Here is a 19677-nt window from a genome sequence, read left to right as displayed (position 1 = left end):
ATGGCGCGATCCTGCAAGCAGCCAGCCTTCGTCTGCTCGGGCTGTCAATCCGACAGCACCAGCTTACGGCGAAGTCACTGCTTCAGCGTTGCCTGCTGTTGCACAGTAATGCGGTTAGGGTTCCGCATCGGCGCACTCGCCGGCTGATCGTAAGTGTTGCTCTTGGCGTTGATCGGCAGGCAGTGCTTGAAGCGCTTGGCGGTGTCCTCGGTGATGATCGCAATGGTCGAGAAGCCCTGCCCGATCCAGTCCTGAAGCACATTCACCCGGTCTTCGGCCACAGCGACGCGGCCTTCGGTGCCGGTAGCGTCGCTTTCCCACACGTGCAGGAAAATGCAGCTTCCGGCCTTGGCAGCCGGCAGCGAGGGATAATCGACGAAGATGCCCCGCCGCAGCGTGGCGTTCTGGGCCATGTCCTCAGCGCCGCGCAGCGAGCGCAGGCGCGAACGGTCCATCACCTGGCCGTAGTAAGCGGATCTGGGATCGCGCACACAAAGGCTCCGGCCCGGCGCCAGCTTGACGAAGTTGCGCAGCGGCCTTTGCTCCATGCCAAACGGCCCGGACAACCGGAACACACCGGCAGGCGTGCGCTTGTCGCCCTCCGTCTTGATCGGCTCGCCCTTTTTGCCCAGATGGCTGAATGTCTTTGCCCAGCCTATTCCGGCACTGCCAACGACGGCTGGCTCCGGCGGTCCAGCACGGCGCCATGTTGCATCCGCCGGCGTCTCGCGCTCGAACGTATGCATCGTCGCCTTCACCGAATTCATATCCGGCACAGTGATGACGATGAGACGCGTCGCCCGGTGCAATGGACGGGGGCAATAGGTTGATGCGGTAGCATCGGCGGCGAAGAGCGCCAGCAATGTTGCGGCGCCGAGTGATGATCGGAACACGACAAAAGCCCTTTTGCGCAAATTTTATCGACGCACACAGAGCTTAAGTTTAATCGTCAGATCTCTAACACTTCGACAACGCCCGGCACCGCCGCCAGCAGTCCGGCCTGATAGGGCGAGACATCGTAGCGGCCCGGCGCCACGAACTCGATCTCGCGACTATGCTCATACATACGCAGCACAAAGCGCACCTCACCCTTCCCGCCTGGCTTCATGCGCTGCTTCAGTTGCTCCAGCGTATTGCTCTTGGCGTTCGTCACCGCGTCGCCATCGAGAATGACCCGCAGACCGCTTTGCATCGCAGCAACGGCGGCGTCCAGCGCGCGCAGGCTTTCCACCCGCATCTTCACCGTGTCGCCGTCACGCTCGGCCGAAACGTTCAGCAGCACCGGCGTGCCCGCCACCAGCAAATCGCGGCTGGCCGCCAGCGTATCGGAGAAGATCACCGCCTCGAACTGTCCGGTCATGTCGGAGAACATTCCGAACGCAAACTTATTGCCCTTGGCCGAGCGCCGTTCGCGCGCTGAAATTACGATGCCTGCAAGCTGACCGCCCGTTGCGCCCTTCTCAGTTGCCGCCTCGAAATCTACATAGCGGCGCACGCCCATCTTCTGCAGCGCCTTTTCATACTGATCGAGCGGATGGCCCGACAGATAAAAACCGATGGCGTCGAACTCGTGCGACAGGCGCTCCATCGGCGTCCAGCCCATACCCATGCGCAACTGCAGCGTCGGCCCGGCACTGCTGCCGGACGAAGCGGCGCCCATGGAGAAGAAATCGGCCTGCCCTTCGGCCTTCTCCTGCTCCATACGCTGCGCCAGTTCCAGGATCTGATCGACGTTGGCCGCAACAAGCGCGCGGTTCGGCTCCAGACCGTCAAAGGCACCTGCGGCCGCCAGCGTCTCAATGGAACGCTTGTTCAACGCCTTCGGACTGAGACGCGAAGCAAAATCCGCCAGCGACTTGAACGCACCGTTCTCCTTGCGCTCCTCCACCACCGTTGCAACGGCGGCAGCGCCGATGTTTTTCAGCGCCGCCAGCGAATATCGGATTGCGCCGGGCTTATCGCCCTTGCCCGCCTCGGACATGAAATCAACTTCCGATGCGTTCACGCACGGCGGCTTGACCGTGATGCCGCTGCGCCCCGCTTCGGCGGCAAACATCGCCAGTTTGTCCGTGTTCGACATATCGAGCGTCATCGACGCTGCCAGAAACTCCTCGCGGAAGTTCGCCTTCATGTAGGCGGTGTGATAGCTGACCAGCGCGTAGGCGGCGGCGTGCGATTTGTTGAAGCCGTAGCCAGCGAACTTGTCGACCAGCTCGAAGATTTCCGCCGCCTTCTGTTTGGCAACGCCGCGCTCCACCGCGCCTTCAACAAACTGTGCCTGATGGCGCGCCATCTCGGCCTTGTCTTTCTTACCCATCGCGCGACGCAGAAGGTCAGCGGTGCCGAGCGAATAGCCGCCCATCACCTGCGCGATCTGAATAACCTGCTCCTGATAGATGATGACGCCGTAGGTTTCCTTCAGGATGCCTTCCAGCATCGGGTGCAGGTAGTCCACCTCTTCCTTGCCGTGTTTGCGCGCGATGTAGGTCGGGATGTTGTCCATCGGGCCGGGGCGATACAGCGCCACCATGGCGATGATGTCCTCGAAGCGGTCGGGCATAAGACGCTTGAGGCTTTCGCGCATGCCAGTACTTTCGAGCTGGAACACGCCAACGGTGTCAGCCCGCGCCAGCAGCTCGTAGGACTTTTTATCCTTAAGCCCCAACTTGGTGAGGTCGATGTCGATGCCGCGGCCGCGCTTCACCAGCTCCACGGCTTTCTTCAGCACGGTGAGCGTCTTCAGGCCGAGGAAGTCGAACTTCACAAGGCCCGCAGCTTCGACAAGTTTCCAGTTGAACTGCGTAACGGGCGAGCCCGTCTTCGCGTCGCGCGTAACCGGCACTAGCTCCACCAGCGGCCTGTCGCCGATCACAATACCCGCTGCGTGCGTCGAGGCGTGGCGATAAAGCCCTTCAAGCTTGGTGGCGATCTCCACCAGCCGCGCCACCAGCGGATCGTTGTCGATCTCCTCCTGCAGCTTCGGCTCGTCTTCGATCGCGTCGACGAGCGTCACCGGATTTGCAGGATTGTTCGGCACCAGTTTGCAAAGGCGATCAACCTGGCCGTAAGGCATCTGCAGCACGCGGCCAACGTCGCGCAACACAGCGCGTGCCTGCAGTTTACCGTGGGTGATGATCTGCGCCACGCGGTCGTGGCCATACTTGTTCTGCACATAACGGATCACCTCGTCGCGGCGGTCCTGGCAGAAGTCGATGTCGAAGTCCGGCATCGAGACGCGTTCAGGGTTGAGGAAGCGCTCGAACAGCAGCCCGAACCGCAGCGGATCGAGGTCGGTAATCGTCAGCGTCCACGCAACGAGCGAGCCTGCGCCGGAACCGCGTCCCGGCCCCACCGGCACACCCTGCGATTTACCCCACTTGATGAAGTCGGCCACGATGAGAAAGTAGCCGGGAAACTTCATGCGCTCGATCACGCCAAGCTCGTAATCAAGGCGCTTGTCGTAGTCTTCGCGCGTGAACCCGTCAGCCAGCGGAGTAACGCTCAAGCGGGCATCGAGACCGGCCATCGCCTGCTTGCGCAGTTCGCCCGATTCAAGCGTGGCCACTTCTTCCGGCGTCAGATCCTGATCCGCCGCTACGAAGCGCGGCAGGATCGGCTTCTTGCCCCGCGGACGGAAGGCGCAGCGCTTGGCAATCTCGATGGTGTTGTCGAGCGCCTCGGGCAGATCCTCAAACAGCGCCACCATGGCGTCGGCGCTTTTGAAGTCGTGTTCGGGCGTTACCCGGCGGCGGTCATCCTCAACGACATAGCGCCCGGCGGCGATACACAGCAGCGCATCGTGGGCCTCGTAATCGTCAGGCGAAGCGAAGTAGGCTTCGTTGGTCGCGACAATCGGAATGTCGTTGGCATAGGCCAGATTGAGCAACTGCGGTTCGACATCGGCTTCCGATTTCAAACCGTGGCGCTGGATCTCGACGTAAAGCCGGTCGCCGAACAATTCCTTGAGACGCAGGAGCCGTGCGCGCGCCGTTTCAGCCTGCCCTTCCCGCAGCGCACGGTCGATCGGGCCATCCGGGCCGCCGGTCAGCGCGATCAGGCCTTCTGTATGCTGGCCGACGACATCAATGGTGGTGAACGCATCTTCAACCGCAGGCGCATCGAAATGCGCACGGGTCACCACCTTCATCAGATTGGCATAGCCCGCATCGTTCATGGCCAGCAGCGCAATCCGGCCATCGCCAGCGCCCTGCTGCTGCTGCATCGGCGCAACCCGCTCCAGCGGATCGTGGCGGCGATCTTCGAAATCAACCGTCAGCACCACGCCGACAATCGGCTGAATGCCGGCACCGGCCAGTTTGTCGGAGAACTCCAGCGCGCCGTAGAGGTTGTTGGTGTCGGTCAGACCCAGCGCCGGATAGCCATGCGCCTCAGCGAGCTTGGCCAGCTTGCCGATTGGCAACGCGCCTTCCAGCAACGAATAGGCCGAATGCACCTTGAGGTGCACGAAGCGGGGCGGCGTGGCGGCCGACGGTTGCGCTGTGGGCTGGGTGATGGGTGCGTTCATAGTGCGGCAGCTTACGGCAGCGGCGCCCGGCCCCCAAGCCACCGACTAAGTCTTTCCATCGGCATTTTGCCTCCCGCCGAGAAACAGCAGGGCCGCATTGCTGAACGGGCAACGGTTGCGGGCCTGCGATCACAGCGTTTCAGGCCGCACCCGGCTAGCGTTTCGTTAAATCGCGGAACAGCTCTAGATGTTTGGCTGTCGTGCTTCTTGCCGGAAAACCGGTGCCCACTTTTCCGGAAGCACTCGAGATCAGGTCACGCCCAGCGGCTGCACTTCCACCAGCGCGCCGGCCTCAAGTCGCAGCACGCGATCCATGCGGCGGGCCAGATCCATGTTGTGCGTGGCAATGAGCGCGGCGACGCCGGTTGTATGGATCAGGTGCAGCAGTGCCTCAAACACATGCTCGGCGGTGTATGGATCAAGGTTGCCGGTCGGCTCGTCGGCCAGGATCAGCCGCGGACTGTTGGCCAGTGCGCGGGCGATTGCGGTGCGCTGCTGTTCACCGCCCGAAAGCTGCGCCGGTCGATGCTCCAGCCGTTCAGAGAGCCCGAGTGTTCCCAGCAGTTCACGCGCGCGATCAGCCGCCTGCGCCTTCGAGCGCCCGCGGATGAGCTGCGGGATCATCACGTTCTCCAGCGCCGAGAATTCCGGCAGCAACTGGTGGAACTGATAAACGAAGCCCATCTCCACACGCCGCACACGGGTGCGATCAGCATCGCCCATGCCCGAGCAATCGCGACCGTTAACGATCACATGGCCGCTGTCCGGCGTTTCAAGCAGTCCGGCGATATGCAACAGCGTTGACTTGCCCGCGCCCGATGGCCCGACAAGCGCCACCGCCTGCCCCGGCAGAATGTCCACGCTGGCGCCCTTCAGCACGTCGATGCGACGCGTGCCCTGATGGAACGCGCGCACGAGGCCATCCAGCCGCAGCGCGGGCTGCTGATGCGTTGCCACTTCTCGCGCATGTTTCCGCGCGGTCAGCAGCTCTTCGGCTATGGCACTTACTCGGGGATCGGTCATTCGTACCGCAGCGCTTCAACTGGATCCAAAGTGGAAGCCCGCCACGACGGATAGATCGTGGCAAGCACGGAAAGTGCCAGCGCCATGCCAACGATGAAGACCGTTTCGCGGGGCTCCATGTCAGCCGGTAGGCGCGTCAGATAATACACATTCGGGTCGAACAGCGTGGTGCTCGTCATCCACGAAACAAACTCGCGGATCGATTCAATGTTCATGCAGAACACAACGCCAAGGATCAGTCCGGCAATCGTGCCAACGACGCCAATCGAAGCGCCGGTGATGAGAAACACGCGCATGATCGAGCCGCGGCTGGCGCCCATCGTACGCAGAATTGCGACGTCGCGGCCTTTGTCCTTCACCAGCATCATCAAGCCGGAGATGATGTTCAGCGCCGCCACCAGCACGATCAGCGACAGGATGATGAACATCACATTGCGCTCCACCTCCAGCACGGTGAAGAACGTCTCGTTGCGCACGCGCCAATCCGAAACGTGATTGGTGGGTCCGACGGCTCGTTTGACTTCCTGCACGAAGTTATCGATCTGGTTGGGGTCATCGACCACAACCTCAATCGCGTCGACCTCACCGTTGCGCGCGAAATACCGCTGCGCCTCCAGCAACGGCATGAACACCATTGTGCGGTCGTATTCCGCCATGCCCATCTCGAACAGGGCCGTGATTGTGTAAGGCTTCGTACGCGGCGCGGTGCCGAACGGTGTCTGTGCCCCGCGCGGTGACACCAGCGTTATCGTGTCGCCAACGTTGACCCGCAGCATGTTGGCAAGGCGCGTGCCGATAGCGATGCCGCTGCCTTCGCCGAAGCCATCCAGCGAACCAAAGCGGATGTTGTCGGATACCAGCGGCAGCGAGCGCAGCCCTTCCTCCGACATGCCACGCACCAGCGCGCCGGTTGCCTGCACCGCCGACGACACCATCACCTGCCCCTCAACCAGAGGCATGGCAGCCTTGATGCCGCTCACACGCTGGATGAGCTTTGCGACTTCGTCGTAATCTTCAAACGGCTCGCCGATCTTGTTGACGATGATGTGGCCGTTGAGACCGAGTATCTTGGCAAACAGCTCGTTGCGGAAGCCATTCATCACCGCCATGACGATGATGAGCGTTGCCACGCCCAGCATAATGCCGGTGAAGGAAAACCCCGCGATGACGGAGATAAAGCCTTCCTTACGCCGCGCCCTCAGGTAGCGCAGCGCCAGCATCCATTCGAATGGAGCAAACGGTCTGGTATCGGCAGCCGCCGTCATCGCCGTGGAACTCCCTCGCTTCATTCTGGCCGGGCAGCACTGCTACTCCGGCATTCAGGCCAGATTGCGTTGCATGGGGCCCATTGGCCTGCCGCAAATGCGCACCCCTGACCCCGTTTTTCTTCCCACCCAGGCGATCTTAATACGCACGGCCAATCAGGACGTATTCAATCGCCGCATCGCCGGTGAAGAGGCAGGCGCCTTCAATCGGCTTTTGGTTAAGAGGCGCGTTGCGGATGGTGAGCTTCAGCGCCTTTAGCCGATCGGCAATCGCTTCCAGCGCGGCTCCCTCGGGCTTCGACCAGGCAACCTCGGCCCAGCCCTTGAAGGTGCCGTCGTCGTCATCGTCGCCGGATGCAGCGCCGAAATAGGCCTGCAGATCGTCAAAGGTCTTGATCGACGTAACGATGTTGCCGTCGAGCCGGGCCTTCGCTTCGGCAAACAGGCTGGCCTGGATATCGTCCAGCAGCGCCGGCGCAGCGGCAACAAACTCCGCGCGCGGGCTGGTGTGCGAAATGACCTTGTCGCCGTCGCGCAGACGGTCGCGGCGCATATAGGTGACGTTGCCGCCAGCTGCATCGCGTCCGCCAACCTCAACGATGACCGGTGCACCGCGGCGCACCCAGTTCCAGCGCTTCTCAGCCGATTTAATCGGCTTGGCATCCACCAGCACGCGAATGCCCAGCGCCTTCAGTTCCTTTTCCAGGCCGGCGCAGTATTCGAGCAGCTCTTTGTCTTCCGGCTTGTCGCGCAGCATCGGCACAATCACGATCTGGCGCGGCGCAATACGGGGCGGCATGCGCAAACCGTCGTCGTCGCCATGGGTCATGATCACGCCGCCGATCAGACGGGTGGAAACGCCCCAGCTAGTCGTGTGGCAGTATTCCAGCTGACCTTCGCGGTTCTGGAACTGGATGTTCTGCGCCTTGGCGAAGTGCATGCCCAGATAATGCGAGGTGCCGGCCTGCAGCGCCTTGCCATCCTGCATCATCGCTTCGATGGAATAGGTGTTATCCGCTCCGGGAAAACGCTCGTTGGCTGGCTTCTCGCCGGCGACCACCGGCATCGCCAGCACATTCTCGGCGAACTCGCGATAGACCTCCAGCATCTTCAAGGTCTCGTCCATGGCGTCGTCGCGGTCGGCGTGGGCGGTATGACCCTCCTGCCAGAGGAATTCCGCCGTGCGCAGGAACAGGCGCGTGCGCATCTCCCAGCGCACCACGTTGGCCCACTGGTTGATCAGCAGCGGCAGGTCGCGATAGCTCTTTACCCAGCGCTGGAAGGCATCGCCGATGATGGTCTCGGATGTCGGCCGCACGATCAGCGGCTCTTCCAGCTTGGCGGACGGGTCCACCACGAGCTGACCGCCCTCATTTTTCAGCCGGTGATGGGTAACAACCGCCATTTCCTTGGCGAAGCCCTCGACGTGCTCGGCCTCCTTGGCGATGAAGCTCATCGGGATGAAAAGCGGGAAATAGCAGTTCTCGTGGCCCGTTTCCTTGATGCGCGCGTCAAGTTCGGCCTGAATCCGCTCCCACACGCCCCAGCCCCATGGCTTGATAACCATGCAGCCGCGCACCGGGCTCGTTTCGGCCATGTCGCCATCGCGCACGGCGGCCTGATACCACTCGGGGAAATTCTCTTCGCGGCTAACGGTCAGTGCGCGCTTGCTCATCGGGCCACTCCCTGCGTCGGGCCCCAGCCGATGGAGCGGCACACGTTCCACTCACGGGCGACTTTGGCCACAGAGCAGGCAGAGCGCATGGAGGGCCGACCTGATTTTCTGGCCCACGACAGCGAGCCCGGTTTAGCACGCACATTTGTGCGCATTGTTGCGGCTGGTAGCGTTAAACCGTGCGCAGTGCAATCCCGCCGACGAACGACGCTGTGCGCTTCTGAATTCCCACTCCCGACGCCGCAATGATGGCACGCCCGTTCGCTGCGTTTGAACAGCGCCATGGCATTTGCCTATTCCGCGGTCACGCTTGTTCGCTATGCCGGAAAACAGGCAGCACAACCTGATTTCTCACGTGAGCTGACCCGTTGATTACACGCGCGAATTGCAGCTTAACGAAGCCAAAAAAAAAATTCTGCGTTGAGTGCACGAAGCCGCGTGACAGAAGGCCGCGCGTCGAGTAAACGTACTCGCCATAAGGGTGGGTCACTAAGTTGTCGACACAGACAGCAGGCAGCCCAAGTCTAGGGAAGACCAACCGGTAAGGGTACGCTCAGAAGAAGCGATCTGACCGGATCAGCGTAGAGCAGCCGAACAACGGCGCTCCGCAAAAAATAAAAACGAAACGCAAGAGCAAGGTTCAATGAACCTTGCTCTTTGCGTATTCGGGCCATTCAGTGAGATTTCATTCCAAGCGGGCTTAGCCCTTCGGCGCACCAATAATAGCCAGCGCCGCTGCAGCCGCGTCACTCCCGATCGCTTCACGTCACGCAGCAGAAATCATTCGGTGCTGCCCAGCGGGGTAGGACCGAATGCAGCGACGACGAGCGTGTTACCAGAGGAAAGTGTCGGGTGTGATAATCCGATAGCTGATCGAAAAATAGACGATCGCGAATACGACGGATGCCACCAGGGTATTGATCAGAAAAATGCGCAGCAGCCGCGGTTTTGCCGGCGCGCTTTCAACGGTGCCCGGCACCACATGGCCATCCTCTGCCTGCGTGCGCACACCGAACGGCAGCACCGCGAACAGCACGATCCACCAGATGAAAATATAGATGGCAACTGCCATCGCCCCGTCCATTTGGGTACTCCCGTCACAGTGCCGACGGAGCAGCAGCGCCGTGTTTCGCGTGGCGTCGCTGCTCCAGTGTTTTTTCTACAGGACCGTTGGATCACGCCTCAAACAAATGGTTGCGAGGTGGCGCCGGTCCGATCCGATCAGGCCTGCTCCAACTCAACGAGCGTGCCGCAGAAATCCTTCGGGTGCAGGAACAGCACCGGCTTGCCGTGGGCGCCGATCTTCGGCGTGCCGTCGCCCAGCACGCGCGCACCCTGTGCCTTCAGGCGGTCGCGGGCCGCGAGGATGTCATCCACCTCGTAGCAGACGTGGTGAATGCCACCGTCCGGCGCCTTCTCAAGAAACTTTGCGATCGGCGAGCCCTCGCCCATCGGCTCCAGCAGCTCGATCTTGGTGTTCGGCAGCGTGATGAAAACGACGGTGACGCCATGCTCGGGCTGCGGCAGCGGATCGGTAACCTCGGCGCCCAGCGTATCCCGGTACACAGCGGTAGCGGCCGCCAGATCCTTCACCGCGATAGCCACATGGTTGAGACGTCCGATCATTCAATCTTCTCCAGCGTATGGATTGTCATCGTCGGTCGCGCAACAGCGCCCGTCAGAGCCTTTCAGCGTTTCGTTGAATCGCGGAAAGGCTCTAGTTGTTTGTTTTTTCGTGCTTCTTACCGGAAAACCGGTTCCCACTTTTCCGGAAGCACTCCAGCCTGCCCGGCCCATTGTCAGGCCTCGGCGGAACTTCAGCCCTTATCAACCACGTTCACCAGCACGCGGCAAATGGGTTTCTTGCCCCACTCGGAATTGACGGCCGCCCGCACCGAGCGCCGCACCGCTTCCGCCACCATATCGAGGTTCTTGCGCTTCTGCTGCGGAATGGAGCGCATCGTGCCATCGATGGCGTCGAGAACAACATCAATCATGGCATCGCCTTCCGCTGTCTCCACCGGAACACCATCGAGAACGGCCTGCGGATCGGCCATCAGCGCGCCCTTGCGCGACATGCAGAGGCTGACGATCACCACACCGACGATGGAGAGCTTGCGGCGCTCCCGCACCGGACCTTCACCCTCGGGCACCAACAGACGGCCATCGCGGAAAATGCGCCCCACCGGCGCATCGTCGATGATGGCAGCGTTAGGCGTCAGGCGCAGCACTTCACCATCGGTGACGATGAACACCGTCGACACGCCCATCTCTTTGGCGAGATCGGCCTGCGCCTTCAGGTGGCGCGCCTCACCGTGCATCGGCACGGCAATCTGCGGCCGGATCCAGCGATACATCTGGCGCAGCTCATCGCGACGCGGATGGCCTGAGACATGCACCAGCGCCTCGTTGTCGGTGATGATCTCACAGCCGCCAAGCGTCAGATCGTTCTGGATCTGGCCCACCGCACGCTCGTTGCCGGGAATGGTCCGCGACGAGAAGATAACGATGTCGCCCTTGGCAAACGAGATCTGCGGATGCTCCTCAGCCGAGATGCGCGCCATTGCAGCCCGCGGCTCGCCCTGGCTGCCCGTGCACAGAAGCACCGTATCCTTGCGGTCGATATAGGTGAACTGATCCTGATCGTGGTGGCGGAAACCCTTCGGCAGATATCCGTTGTCGATGGCGACGTCGATGACGCGATGCAGGGCCTTGCCTGCCACCACCAGCTCACGGCCCGTCGCCTGCGCCGCCTCGGCTACCGCTTTGACGCGCGCGACGTTCGACGAGAACGTGGTGACCGCCACCCGATACGGCGCGTTGGCGATGATATGCTTAAGCTCGCGCGCAACGGACGCTTCCGACGGCGAAGAGCCATCGCGAATGGCGTTAGTGGGATCGATCATCAGCGCTAGCACGCCTTCATCGCCCAGCCGCTGCAAGCGCTCGCCGTCCACCGGCTTACCCAGCGTCGGTGTCGGGTCGAGCTTCCAGTCGCCGGTGTGGAACACGGTGCCGAGCGGGGTACGGATTGCCAGCGCGCTCATCTCTGGAATGGAGTGCGTCAGGCTGAACAGTTCGATGTCGAACGGATCGACTTTAAACCGCAGATCCAGCGCCACAACGTGGATCGGAATATCGAGGCCGTTGCCGTGCTCGGCCAGCTTGGCGCGCAGCATCCCGGCCGTGAATGGTGTTGCATAGACCGGCGCCTGTAGCCTCGGCCACAGCTCGATCACCGCGCCTATATGGTCCTCGTGCGCGTGGGTGATGACGATGCCCGCAAGCTCGGAGCGCCGCTCTTCGATGAAGCGCACATCCGGCAGAATGACGTCGATGCCCGGATCGTTCTCACCTTCGGGAAACGTGATGCCGCAATCGACCATCAGCCAGCGGCGGTTATCCTCAGGGCCCAGCCCGTAGAGGTAGGCATTCATGCCAATTTCGCCGAGGCCGCCAAGGGCCACAAACACAAGCTCGTCGCCGCCAGCTCCGCCGTCGGATGCGCGCTTCCGTGTATTCATGCGTTTTCGTCTTTCAAATTGAGCGTAACATCGCCGAACGAGAAGGCCTGCGGACCCTGACCGGGAATGTCCAATAGCAGGGCGCCGCCTGCATCCAAACCGGCGAACCCGCCAGTGACCGGGCCGGAGAGCGCATTAACTGTAAGGGATTCGCCGATGGTGCCAGCACGGGCCAACCATGCCCGGCGGACCTTTTCAAAACCGGCGCCGTTGTCCCAGATCGTCATCCACTCGTTCATCGTCTGCGCCAGGAAGCACAATGCCTCGGCGGGCGAAAGCGATAATCCATGCCGCGCGAGAAAAGTCACGCTGCGGCCGAGATCGTCCGGGGCGGAGGTGAGGTTAAGGCCGATACCGATGACCGCGACCGCGCCGGGCACGCCGGGGCGCATCGAGCTTTCGATCAAGATGCCGCCAGCCTTGGCGGTGCCGATCAGGATGTCATTGGGCCATTTGAGGCGCAGCCCGGCTACCGTTCCGGCCCGGCCAATCGCATCGGCCACCGCGACGCCGGAAACGAGTGAAAGCTGCCCGGCATTAATGGGCAGCGCGTCGATGGCCACGACATGGCTGGCGAACAGGTTACCGGTGCTGGAAGCCCAGGCGCGGCCGGAACGCCCCCTGCCCGCATGCTGCCGGTCAGCGGTGATCCAAAGCGGACCGCGCTCGCCGGCCATAACGCGCCGCATCGCTTCCGCGTTGGTGCCGTCCACCTCGGCGAGGTGAACATGAGTAGAGCCCTCCGGCAGACTGGGCGGGAGGGCCCCCGTCATGGAGTTCCCGGAACAGTGCCTGCCCCGGCACGTGCCGCCGCGGCAGGAGCAGGCTCGGAAACGGCAGCCGTCGTGCCGCCATGCAGGGCGCGCGCCGCATTAAGCGCGGCATCGGCCAGCGGTGCCGGCAGAATAATGAACAGCAGCACGAATGCGGTGGCGGCTGCCATCACGATTCCCGCGCCGCGTTCCACCGGCATATATTCCGTTGTCGCCGGATCGAAGAACATCACCTTCACAACGCGCAGATAGTAATAGGCGCCGACGACACTCGACAGCACGCCGATGATCGCCAGCATGTAGAGCTTGGCCTCGATCGCGGCACCGAACACGTACAGTTTGGCGAAGAAACCCGCCAGCGTCGGGATGCCGGCCATCGAGAACAGCAGCATCGCCAGCGCGAACGCCATGCCCAGATTGGTGCTGGCAAGGCCGGCCAGCGACTGCACGTCCTCGACCGGACCATCGGCTGTGCGCATCGACAGGATGCAGGCAAAGGTGCCGAGCGTCATAGCGATGTAGATAGCCAGATAGATCAGCAGCGACTGCGTGCCGACTTCGGTGAACGCGGCAAGGCCGATGAGCGCATAGCCGACATGGCCGATGGATGAATATGCCATCGGACGCTTGATGTTGGTCTGACCAATTGCGGCGAAGGCACCCAGCACCATCGAAGCGATGGAAATGAACACGATGATCTGCTGCCACTGCGATGCGATGCCGGGGAAGGCCTGCAGCAGCATGCGCACCAGCAGCGCCATGGCGGCGAGCTTCGGTGCGGCGGCGAAGAATGCCGTCACCGGCGTCGGCGCGCCTTCATAGACGTCCGGCGTCCACATGTGGAACAGCACCGCGCCGATCTTGAACGCGAGGCCGACGAGCACAAACACGAGGCCAACGATGAGGCCCACGTTCTCAGCCGCAGGACGGCCCTGCGCCACTGTAGCGATGACGGAGAAATCAACCGAGCCGGTGAAACCATAGATCAGCGACGCGCCGTAAAGCAGCATGCCCGACGACAGCGAACCCAGCACGAAATACTTCAGGCCCGCTTCGGACGAGCGCACGTTACGCCGATCGATGGCGGCGATGACGTACAGCGCAAGACTTTGCAGTTCGAGGCCGAGGAACAGCGCGATCATGTTGCCGGCCGAAACCATCAGCATCATGCCAACGACGGCGAGCAGGATGAGCGCGCAGATCTCGGTGCTCAAAATCCTGGCGCGCGCCAGCGCATCCATCGACATCACGAGCACAAGCGCCGCCGCGCCCAGCATCAGAACCTTGGTGAAGCGGCTGAAGGCGTCGTTGATGAACGAGCCCTCGAACAACACTTCGCGCCCCGGCCCACCCATCGCAACCATGATGCCGACGATGGCTAGCAGCGCGATGGCGAGCCAGCCCGACACATAATCAGCGCCGGGTTCAACCTGCTTGCGGAACACGCCCGCCATCAGAACGCCCATGGCGCCGAGCGCCAGCACGATCTCGGGCAGAATGGGCGCGTAGGATTTCAACTGGTCCATCGGTGGGCCCGTTACCTCAGTTCCGGCGCGCGGGCCGGGTATTCTGTCATGATGGTGAGCGAAGCGTGCGAACCGGAAAGGTTCACCGCCCGCAATGAAGGCGCATGCGGCCAGTCAATACGAAGCGACGACTGCGGCCCCGGAGCGGTTGTGGTGCCGCCCGCCTTGGCTTCGCTGATCGCCGCCTCATAGCTGCTGACGAGCTTCTTGACCGCCGCTGCCGGCACATCCAGCAACGGTGCCGGATAGAAGCCGAAGAAGATCGTCAGAATGACCAGCGGCGCCAGGATGCCGAATTCACGCGGGCTCACATCCTTGATGTGCTCCAGCGTTGGCTTCACCAGTTTGCCGTAGATCACGCGGCGATAGCAGTAGAGCGCGTAGCTTGCCGACAGGATCACGCCGCTGGTGGCCAGGAATGCCACCCAGGTGTTGACCTGGAACGCACCCATCAGCGTCAGGAACTCGCCGACAAAACCCGAAGTACCCGGCAGGCCGACGTTGGCCATGGTGAACACCATGAAAATGGCGGCGTAGATCGGCATGCGGTTCACGAGGCCACCGAAGGCGGCGATCTCGTGCGTATGCAGACGATCATACAGCACGCCGACGCACAGGAAGAGGCCGGCGGAGATGATGCCGTGTGACAGCATCTGGAAGATCGCGCCTTCAACGCCCTGCGTGTTGAAAGTGAAGATGCCGAGCGTGACGAAGCCCATGTGCGCAATGGACGAGTAGGCGATCAGCTTCTTGAGGTCGGTCTGCGCCAGCGCCACCAGCGAGGTGTAGATGATGGCGATAACCGACAGCGTCCACATCAGCGGCGCGAACTGCTCGCTCGCCAGCGGGAACATCGGCACCGAGAAACGCAGGAAGCCATAGCCGCCCATCTTCAGCAGCACGGCCGCCAGCACCACTGAGCCGCCCGTCGGCGCCTGCACGTGCGCATCGGGCAACCACGTGTGCACCGGCCACATCGGCATCTTGACCGCGAACGAGGCGAAGAACGCCAGCCACAGCCACCACTGCATGTCAGCCGGGAACTTGGTGGTCATCAGCGTCGGGATGTCGGTGGTGCCCGCGTACCAGTACATGGCCAGCAGTGCGAGCAGCATCAGCACCGAGCCGAGCAGCGTATAGAGGAAGAACTTGAACGTGGCGTAGATGCGTTCCTTGCCGCCCCAGATGCCGATGATGAGGAACATCGGAATGAGGCCAGCTTCGAAGAACACATAGAACAGCACCAGATCGAGCGCGCAGAACACGCCGATCATCATCGTTTCCAGCACCAGAAACGCGATCATGTATTCCTTGACGCGCTTCTCGATCGCTCCCCAGCTCTGGATGATGACCATCGGCATCAGGAACGTCGTCAGGATGACGAACAGCATCGAGATGCCGTCGACGCCCAGCTTGAAGCTCATGCCGTGCATCCACGGCCGCTCCTCGACGAACTGGAAGCCGGGGTTGGCGGGATCGAACTTCACCCAGATAAGGATGGAGATCAGGAACGTGACGATCGTCGTCCACAGCGCGATCCAGCGCGCGTTGGACGTTGCTTCGCGGTTGAGACAGCCGATGATGATCGCGCCGACCAGCGGCATGAACATCACGATTGACAGCAGCGGTGCGGTGGAGAGGTCCATCAGCGTGCTCCACCCATGAACATGACGTAAGTGATCAGCAGCGCCACACCGATCAGCATCGCGAAGGCGTAGTGATAGATGTAGCCGGTCTGCAGGCGAACAGCGCGCTGCGTGATGGCGTAGACACCGGCCGCGGTGCCGTCGATCAGGCCGTTGATGATCTTGATGTCACCCACCTTCCAGAGGAAGTTGGCGAGCCAGAACGTCGGCTTGACGAAGATCGCGTTGTACAGCTCGTCGAAGTACCACTTGTTGAGCAGGAAGCGGTACAGCGGGCCGAACGCGCGCGCGGTGGCGGCGGGCAGCGACGGCTTAGCGATGTAATAGATCCAGGCGATGGTGAAGCCTCCCAGCATCGCGATGGTCGGCGACCACTTCACCCACGTCGGCACGTCATGCAGTTCGTGCAGGATATGGTTGTGCTCGCCGTTGAAGATGGCCTTGCCCCAGAACTCGTGCTGCAAATCGCCGATGAAGAACGGTGTGGCGGCACCGGCGGCAACCGCACCGAAGGCCAGCACGGCCAGCGGCACCAGCATCACCGGCGGGCTTTCGTGGGCGTGGTCATAGGTGTGATGATCAGCGCGGGTCTTGCCGTAGAACGTCATGAACATCAGGCGCCAGGAATAGAACGACGTCATGAACGCGGCGATCACCAGCAGCCAGAAGGCATAGTTGCCCGGCTTGTGCGCGGCGAAGGCACCTTCGACAATCGCGTCCTTGGAATAGAAGCCCGACAGGCCACCGAGGCCTGGAATACCGAGGCCGGTGAGCGCCAGCGTACCGATCAGCATCATGGCGAATGTGAACGGAATCTTGGAGCGCAGACCGCCCATGTTCCGCATGTCCTGCTCGTGATGCATCGCGTGAATGACGGAGCCGGCACCCAGGAACAGCAGCGCCTTGAAGAACGCGTGCGTGAACAGATGGAACACGCCGGCCTGATAGGCACCGATGCCGCACGCCACGAACATGTAGCCAAGCTGCGAACAGGTTGAATAGGCAATCACGCGTTTGATGTCGTTCTGTACCAGGCCGACGGTAGCGGCGAAGAAGGCCGTGACCGCGCCGACCAGTACAACGAAGTTGAGCGCAATCGGCGCGTATTCGAAGATGGGCGACAGGCGCGCCACCATGAACACGCCGGCCGTCACCATGGTGGCGGCGTGGATGAGCGCGGAAACCGGCGTCGGGCCTTCCATCGCGTCCGGCAACCAAGTGTGGAGCAGGAACTGCGCCGACTTGCCCATCGCGCCCATAAACAGCAGCAGACAGACAGTGGTGAGGATGTCGACCTGATAGCCGAGGAACTCGAACGACTGCCCTGCCTTGTCCGGCACGGCAGCGAAGAGCTGGTCGAAATTCACGGTGCGGAAAACGAGGAACAGGCCAAAGATGCCGAGCAGGAAGCCGAAGTCGCCGACACGGTTGACGACGAACGCCTTGATCGCCGCCGCGTTGGCCTCGGGCTTCTGATACCAGAAGCCGATCAGCAGGTATGAGAACAGGCCGACGCCTTCCCAGCCGAAGAACATCTGCACCAGGTTGTCGGCTGTCACCAGCATCAGCATGGCGAAGGTGAAGCCCGACAGATAGGCGAAGAAGCGCGGGCGGCTGTCGTCCTCGTGCATGTAGCCGATGGAATAGAGGTGTACGAGCGCCGACACAGTCGTCACCACCACGAACATCATCGCAGTCAGCGTGTCGATCTTGAACGCCCAGCTGATATCCAGCTCACCGGATGTGATCCAGCGCTCAATGGCGACGTGTGCCGTCTCATGGCCGAAACCGACGCGCCAGAACACGATCCACGACAGCGCGCAGGACGTGATCAGCATACCGGTGGTGATGAGCTCCGACGGACGGGGCCCGAGAAAGCGTCCGAACAGGCCCGCGATAAGTGCGCCGAGCGCTGGAAGGAAGACGATGGCCGAGTAGATCATTCCCCGCCTCAGCCCTTCATCATGTTGATGTCTTCAACCGCGATCGAGCCACGGTTGCGATAATAGACGACGACAATGGCAAGGCCGATCGCCGCTTCAGCTGCCGCCACCGTCAGGTTGAACAGCGCGAAAACCTGCCCGACGAGATCGCCGAGATAATAAGAGAACGCCACTAGGTTGAGGTTCACCGCCAGCAGCATCAGCTCGATCGACATCAAGATGATGATCACGTTCTTGCGGTTGAGAAAGATCCCCAACATACCCAGCGTGAACAGGCACGCCGCGACGGTCAGGTAATGTCCGATGCCAATGGTCATGATGTCCGTTTGCCCGTTCAGCCCTGCGTCTCGGTCTTGGTATTGGATTCGGTTGGCGGAAGCACATAACCGCCCGGCGGCACCTTCACGATGGCCATGCCCGTCGCCGGTGTGCGCGCCACCTGCGCGGCGATCGACTGCCGGCGCACGTTCTTGCGGTGCTGCAGGGTGAGCACGATGGCGCCGATCATGGCCACCAGCAGCACCAGTCCGGCGATCTGGAAGAAGAAGACATAGCGCGTGTACAGCACCAGACCGAGTTGCTTCGTGTTCGAAACATCGCGGCCCAGCTCGGCAATCGGTGCGCCAGGCTGTTGCGCCAGCCCCAGCTCAAACCCGCCACTCACGAACAGCAGGATCAGCTCGCCCATCACGATGCCACCGACGATCAGACCTATCGGCGCGTTCTTGATGAAACCGGCCTTGAGTTCGGCGAAGTCGACGTCGAGCATCATGACGACGAACAGGAACAACACCGCCACCGCGCCGACATAAACGACGACGAGGATCATCGCCAGGAACTCAGCCCCCAGCAGAATGAACAACCCGGCTGCGTTGAAGAATGCCAGGATCAGAAACAGCACCGCATGCACAGGATTGCGGGCCAGAATGACCATGGCTGCCGATGCGACGGCCAGCGCCGCAAACAGATAGAAAAAGCCCGCTGTCAGAGCCATCGCGTACGATCCAGCATCCGCTTGTGTCCGCTGTCCTTTGCGCTGCAGGTAATTGCAGTGCGTGAAGCCAGCGCACGTTCCGCACGGAGGGAGTACCCCATGCGGTCTGCCAATCCAAGTGCCTGATGCGTGATCGTACTGATCGCAGCCCAGACACACCCGTTGCCCGCTAGGTGCGGGTCTTATCAAGCACCGTGCGCAGCAGAAGCCTTCCGCAGCGACACATCAAGTTGCAACGGCCAGCGCCGTTCAAAGCATTTCCCGCCGCGCCTCAGCGATAGGGAGCATCGGCGGCAAGGTTGCGCGCGATTTCCCGTTCCCACCGGTCGCCGTTATCGAGCAGCTTTTCCTTGTTGTAGTAGAGTTCCTCGCGGGTCTCGGTCGCGAACTCGAAGTTCGGGCCTTCGACGATGGCATCCACCGGGCACGCTTCCTGACATAGGCCGCAGTAGATGCACTTCACCATGTCGATATCGTAACGGGTGGTGCGGCGCGTACCGTCGTTGCGACGCGGTCCGGCCTCAATGGTGATAGCCTGGGCCGGGCAGATTGCTTCACACAGCTTGCAGGCAATGCAGCGCTCTTCCCCGTTGGGATAGCGGCGCAGCGCGTGCTCACCACGGAAGCGCGGCGACAGCGGACCGCGCTCAAATGGGTAGTCCAGCGTCTTCTTCGGCGCGAAGAAATACTTCATCGCCAGCCCGAAAGCCTGCACAAACTCCCACAGGAAGAGCGACTTCACCGATTGTGCAACGTTCATTGCCACGTCTCAAATCCTTCCGT

Annotated in this window: 15 protein-coding genes; all 15 read right to left on the bottom strand. The window is 61.8% G+C overall.

Annotated elements, in window-relative coordinates:
- Window positions 1–74 precede the first annotated feature (74 nt).
- Complete coding sequence (locus QEZ49_RS03780) at window positions 75–893, bottom strand: hypothetical protein (protein WP_280384350.1); 819 nt, start codon at window positions 891–893, stop codon at window positions 75–77.
- A gap of 56 nt (window positions 894–949) precedes the next feature.
- On the bottom strand, window positions 950–4525 hold the full coding sequence (dnaE, locus tag QEZ49_RS03775) for a DNA polymerase III subunit alpha (protein ID WP_280384349.1): 3576 nt from the start codon (window positions 4523–4525) through the stop codon (window positions 950–952).
- Between the two features lie 249 nt (window positions 4526–4774).
- Window positions 4775–5548 carry an ABC transporter ATP-binding protein gene (locus tag QEZ49_RS03770; RefSeq protein WP_280384347.1) on the bottom strand — a complete coding sequence of 258 codons (774 nt, stop codon included), beginning with the start codon at window positions 5546–5548 and terminating at the stop codon, window positions 4775–4777.
- A complete protein-coding gene (locus QEZ49_RS03765; RefSeq protein ID WP_280384345.1) occupies window positions 5545–6813 on the bottom strand; it encodes a lipoprotein-releasing ABC transporter permease subunit in 1269 nt (422 codons plus the stop codon). The genes QEZ49_RS03770 and QEZ49_RS03765 overlap by 4 nt, the downstream gene beginning before the upstream one ends.
- A gap of 139 nt (window positions 6814–6952) precedes the next feature.
- Window positions 6953–8488 carry a proline--tRNA ligase gene (gene proS, locus QEZ49_RS03760; protein WP_280384343.1) on the bottom strand — a complete coding sequence of 512 codons (1536 nt, stop codon included), beginning with the start codon at window positions 8486–8488 and terminating at the stop codon, window positions 6953–6955.
- Window positions 8489–9320: 832 nt separating this feature from the next.
- Window positions 9321–9572, bottom strand: a complete 252-nt coding sequence (locus tag QEZ49_RS03755) for a DUF1467 family protein (RefSeq protein WP_173953621.1) — start codon at window positions 9570–9572, stop codon at window positions 9321–9323.
- A gap of 137 nt (window positions 9573–9709) precedes the next feature.
- Entirely contained in the window at window positions 9710–10114 is a 405-nt protein-coding gene (gene mce / locus QEZ49_RS03750) for a methylmalonyl-CoA epimerase (RefSeq protein ID WP_068460455.1), read from the bottom strand.
- A gap of 191 nt (window positions 10115–10305) precedes the next feature.
- The gene (locus tag QEZ49_RS03745) at window positions 10306–12012 is read right to left on the bottom strand and encodes a ribonuclease J (RefSeq protein ID WP_280384342.1); all 1707 of its coding nucleotides are present in this window, start codon (window positions 12010–12012) and stop codon (window positions 10306–10308) included.
- Window positions 12009–12785 carry a biotin--[acetyl-CoA-carboxylase] ligase gene (locus QEZ49_RS03740; protein ID WP_280384340.1) on the bottom strand — a complete coding sequence of 259 codons (777 nt, stop codon included), beginning with the start codon at window positions 12783–12785 and terminating at the stop codon, window positions 12009–12011. Before QEZ49_RS03740 ends, QEZ49_RS03745 begins: the two co-directional genes overlap by 4 nt.
- Window positions 12782–14311, bottom strand: a complete 1530-nt coding sequence (gene nuoN / locus QEZ49_RS03735) for an NADH-quinone oxidoreductase subunit NuoN (protein ID WP_280384339.1) — start codon at window positions 14309–14311, stop codon at window positions 12782–12784. Before nuoN ends, QEZ49_RS03740 begins: the two co-directional genes overlap by 4 nt.
- Window positions 14312–14322: 11 nt before the next feature.
- On the bottom strand, window positions 14323–15957 hold the full coding sequence (locus QEZ49_RS03730; protein ID WP_280384337.1) for an NADH-quinone oxidoreductase subunit M: 1635 nt from the start codon (window positions 15955–15957) through the stop codon (window positions 14323–14325).
- Window positions 15957–17900, bottom strand: a complete 1944-nt coding sequence (nuoL, locus tag QEZ49_RS03725; RefSeq protein WP_280384335.1) for an NADH-quinone oxidoreductase subunit L — start codon at window positions 17898–17900, stop codon at window positions 15957–15959. The genes QEZ49_RS03730 and nuoL overlap by 1 nt, the downstream gene beginning before the upstream one ends.
- 8 nt (window positions 17901–17908) lie before the next feature.
- Window positions 17909–18217, bottom strand: a complete 309-nt coding sequence (gene nuoK, locus QEZ49_RS03720) for an NADH-quinone oxidoreductase subunit NuoK (RefSeq protein ID WP_280384333.1) — start codon at window positions 18215–18217, stop codon at window positions 17909–17911.
- A 17-nt stretch (window positions 18218–18234) separates the two neighbouring features.
- On the bottom strand, window positions 18235–18894 hold the full coding sequence (locus QEZ49_RS03715) for an NADH-quinone oxidoreductase subunit J (protein ID WP_280384331.1): 660 nt from the start codon (window positions 18892–18894) through the stop codon (window positions 18235–18237).
- Window positions 18895–19165: 271 nt separating this feature from the next.
- Window positions 19166–19654 carry an NADH-quinone oxidoreductase subunit NuoI gene (nuoI, locus tag QEZ49_RS03710; RefSeq protein ID WP_280384329.1) on the bottom strand — a complete coding sequence of 163 codons (489 nt, stop codon included), beginning with the start codon at window positions 19652–19654 and terminating at the stop codon, window positions 19166–19168.
- Window positions 19655–19677: the final 23 nt, after the last annotated feature.

It is taken from the genome of Hyphomicrobium sp. D-2, from assembly GCF_029872155.1.
In the GTDB taxonomy this organism is placed as follows: domain Bacteria; phylum Pseudomonadota; class Alphaproteobacteria; order Rhizobiales; family Hyphomicrobiaceae; genus Hyphomicrobium_A.
Note: the sequence above shows the minus strand (reverse complement) of the source record. Positions and strands in the feature narration are given on the sequence as shown.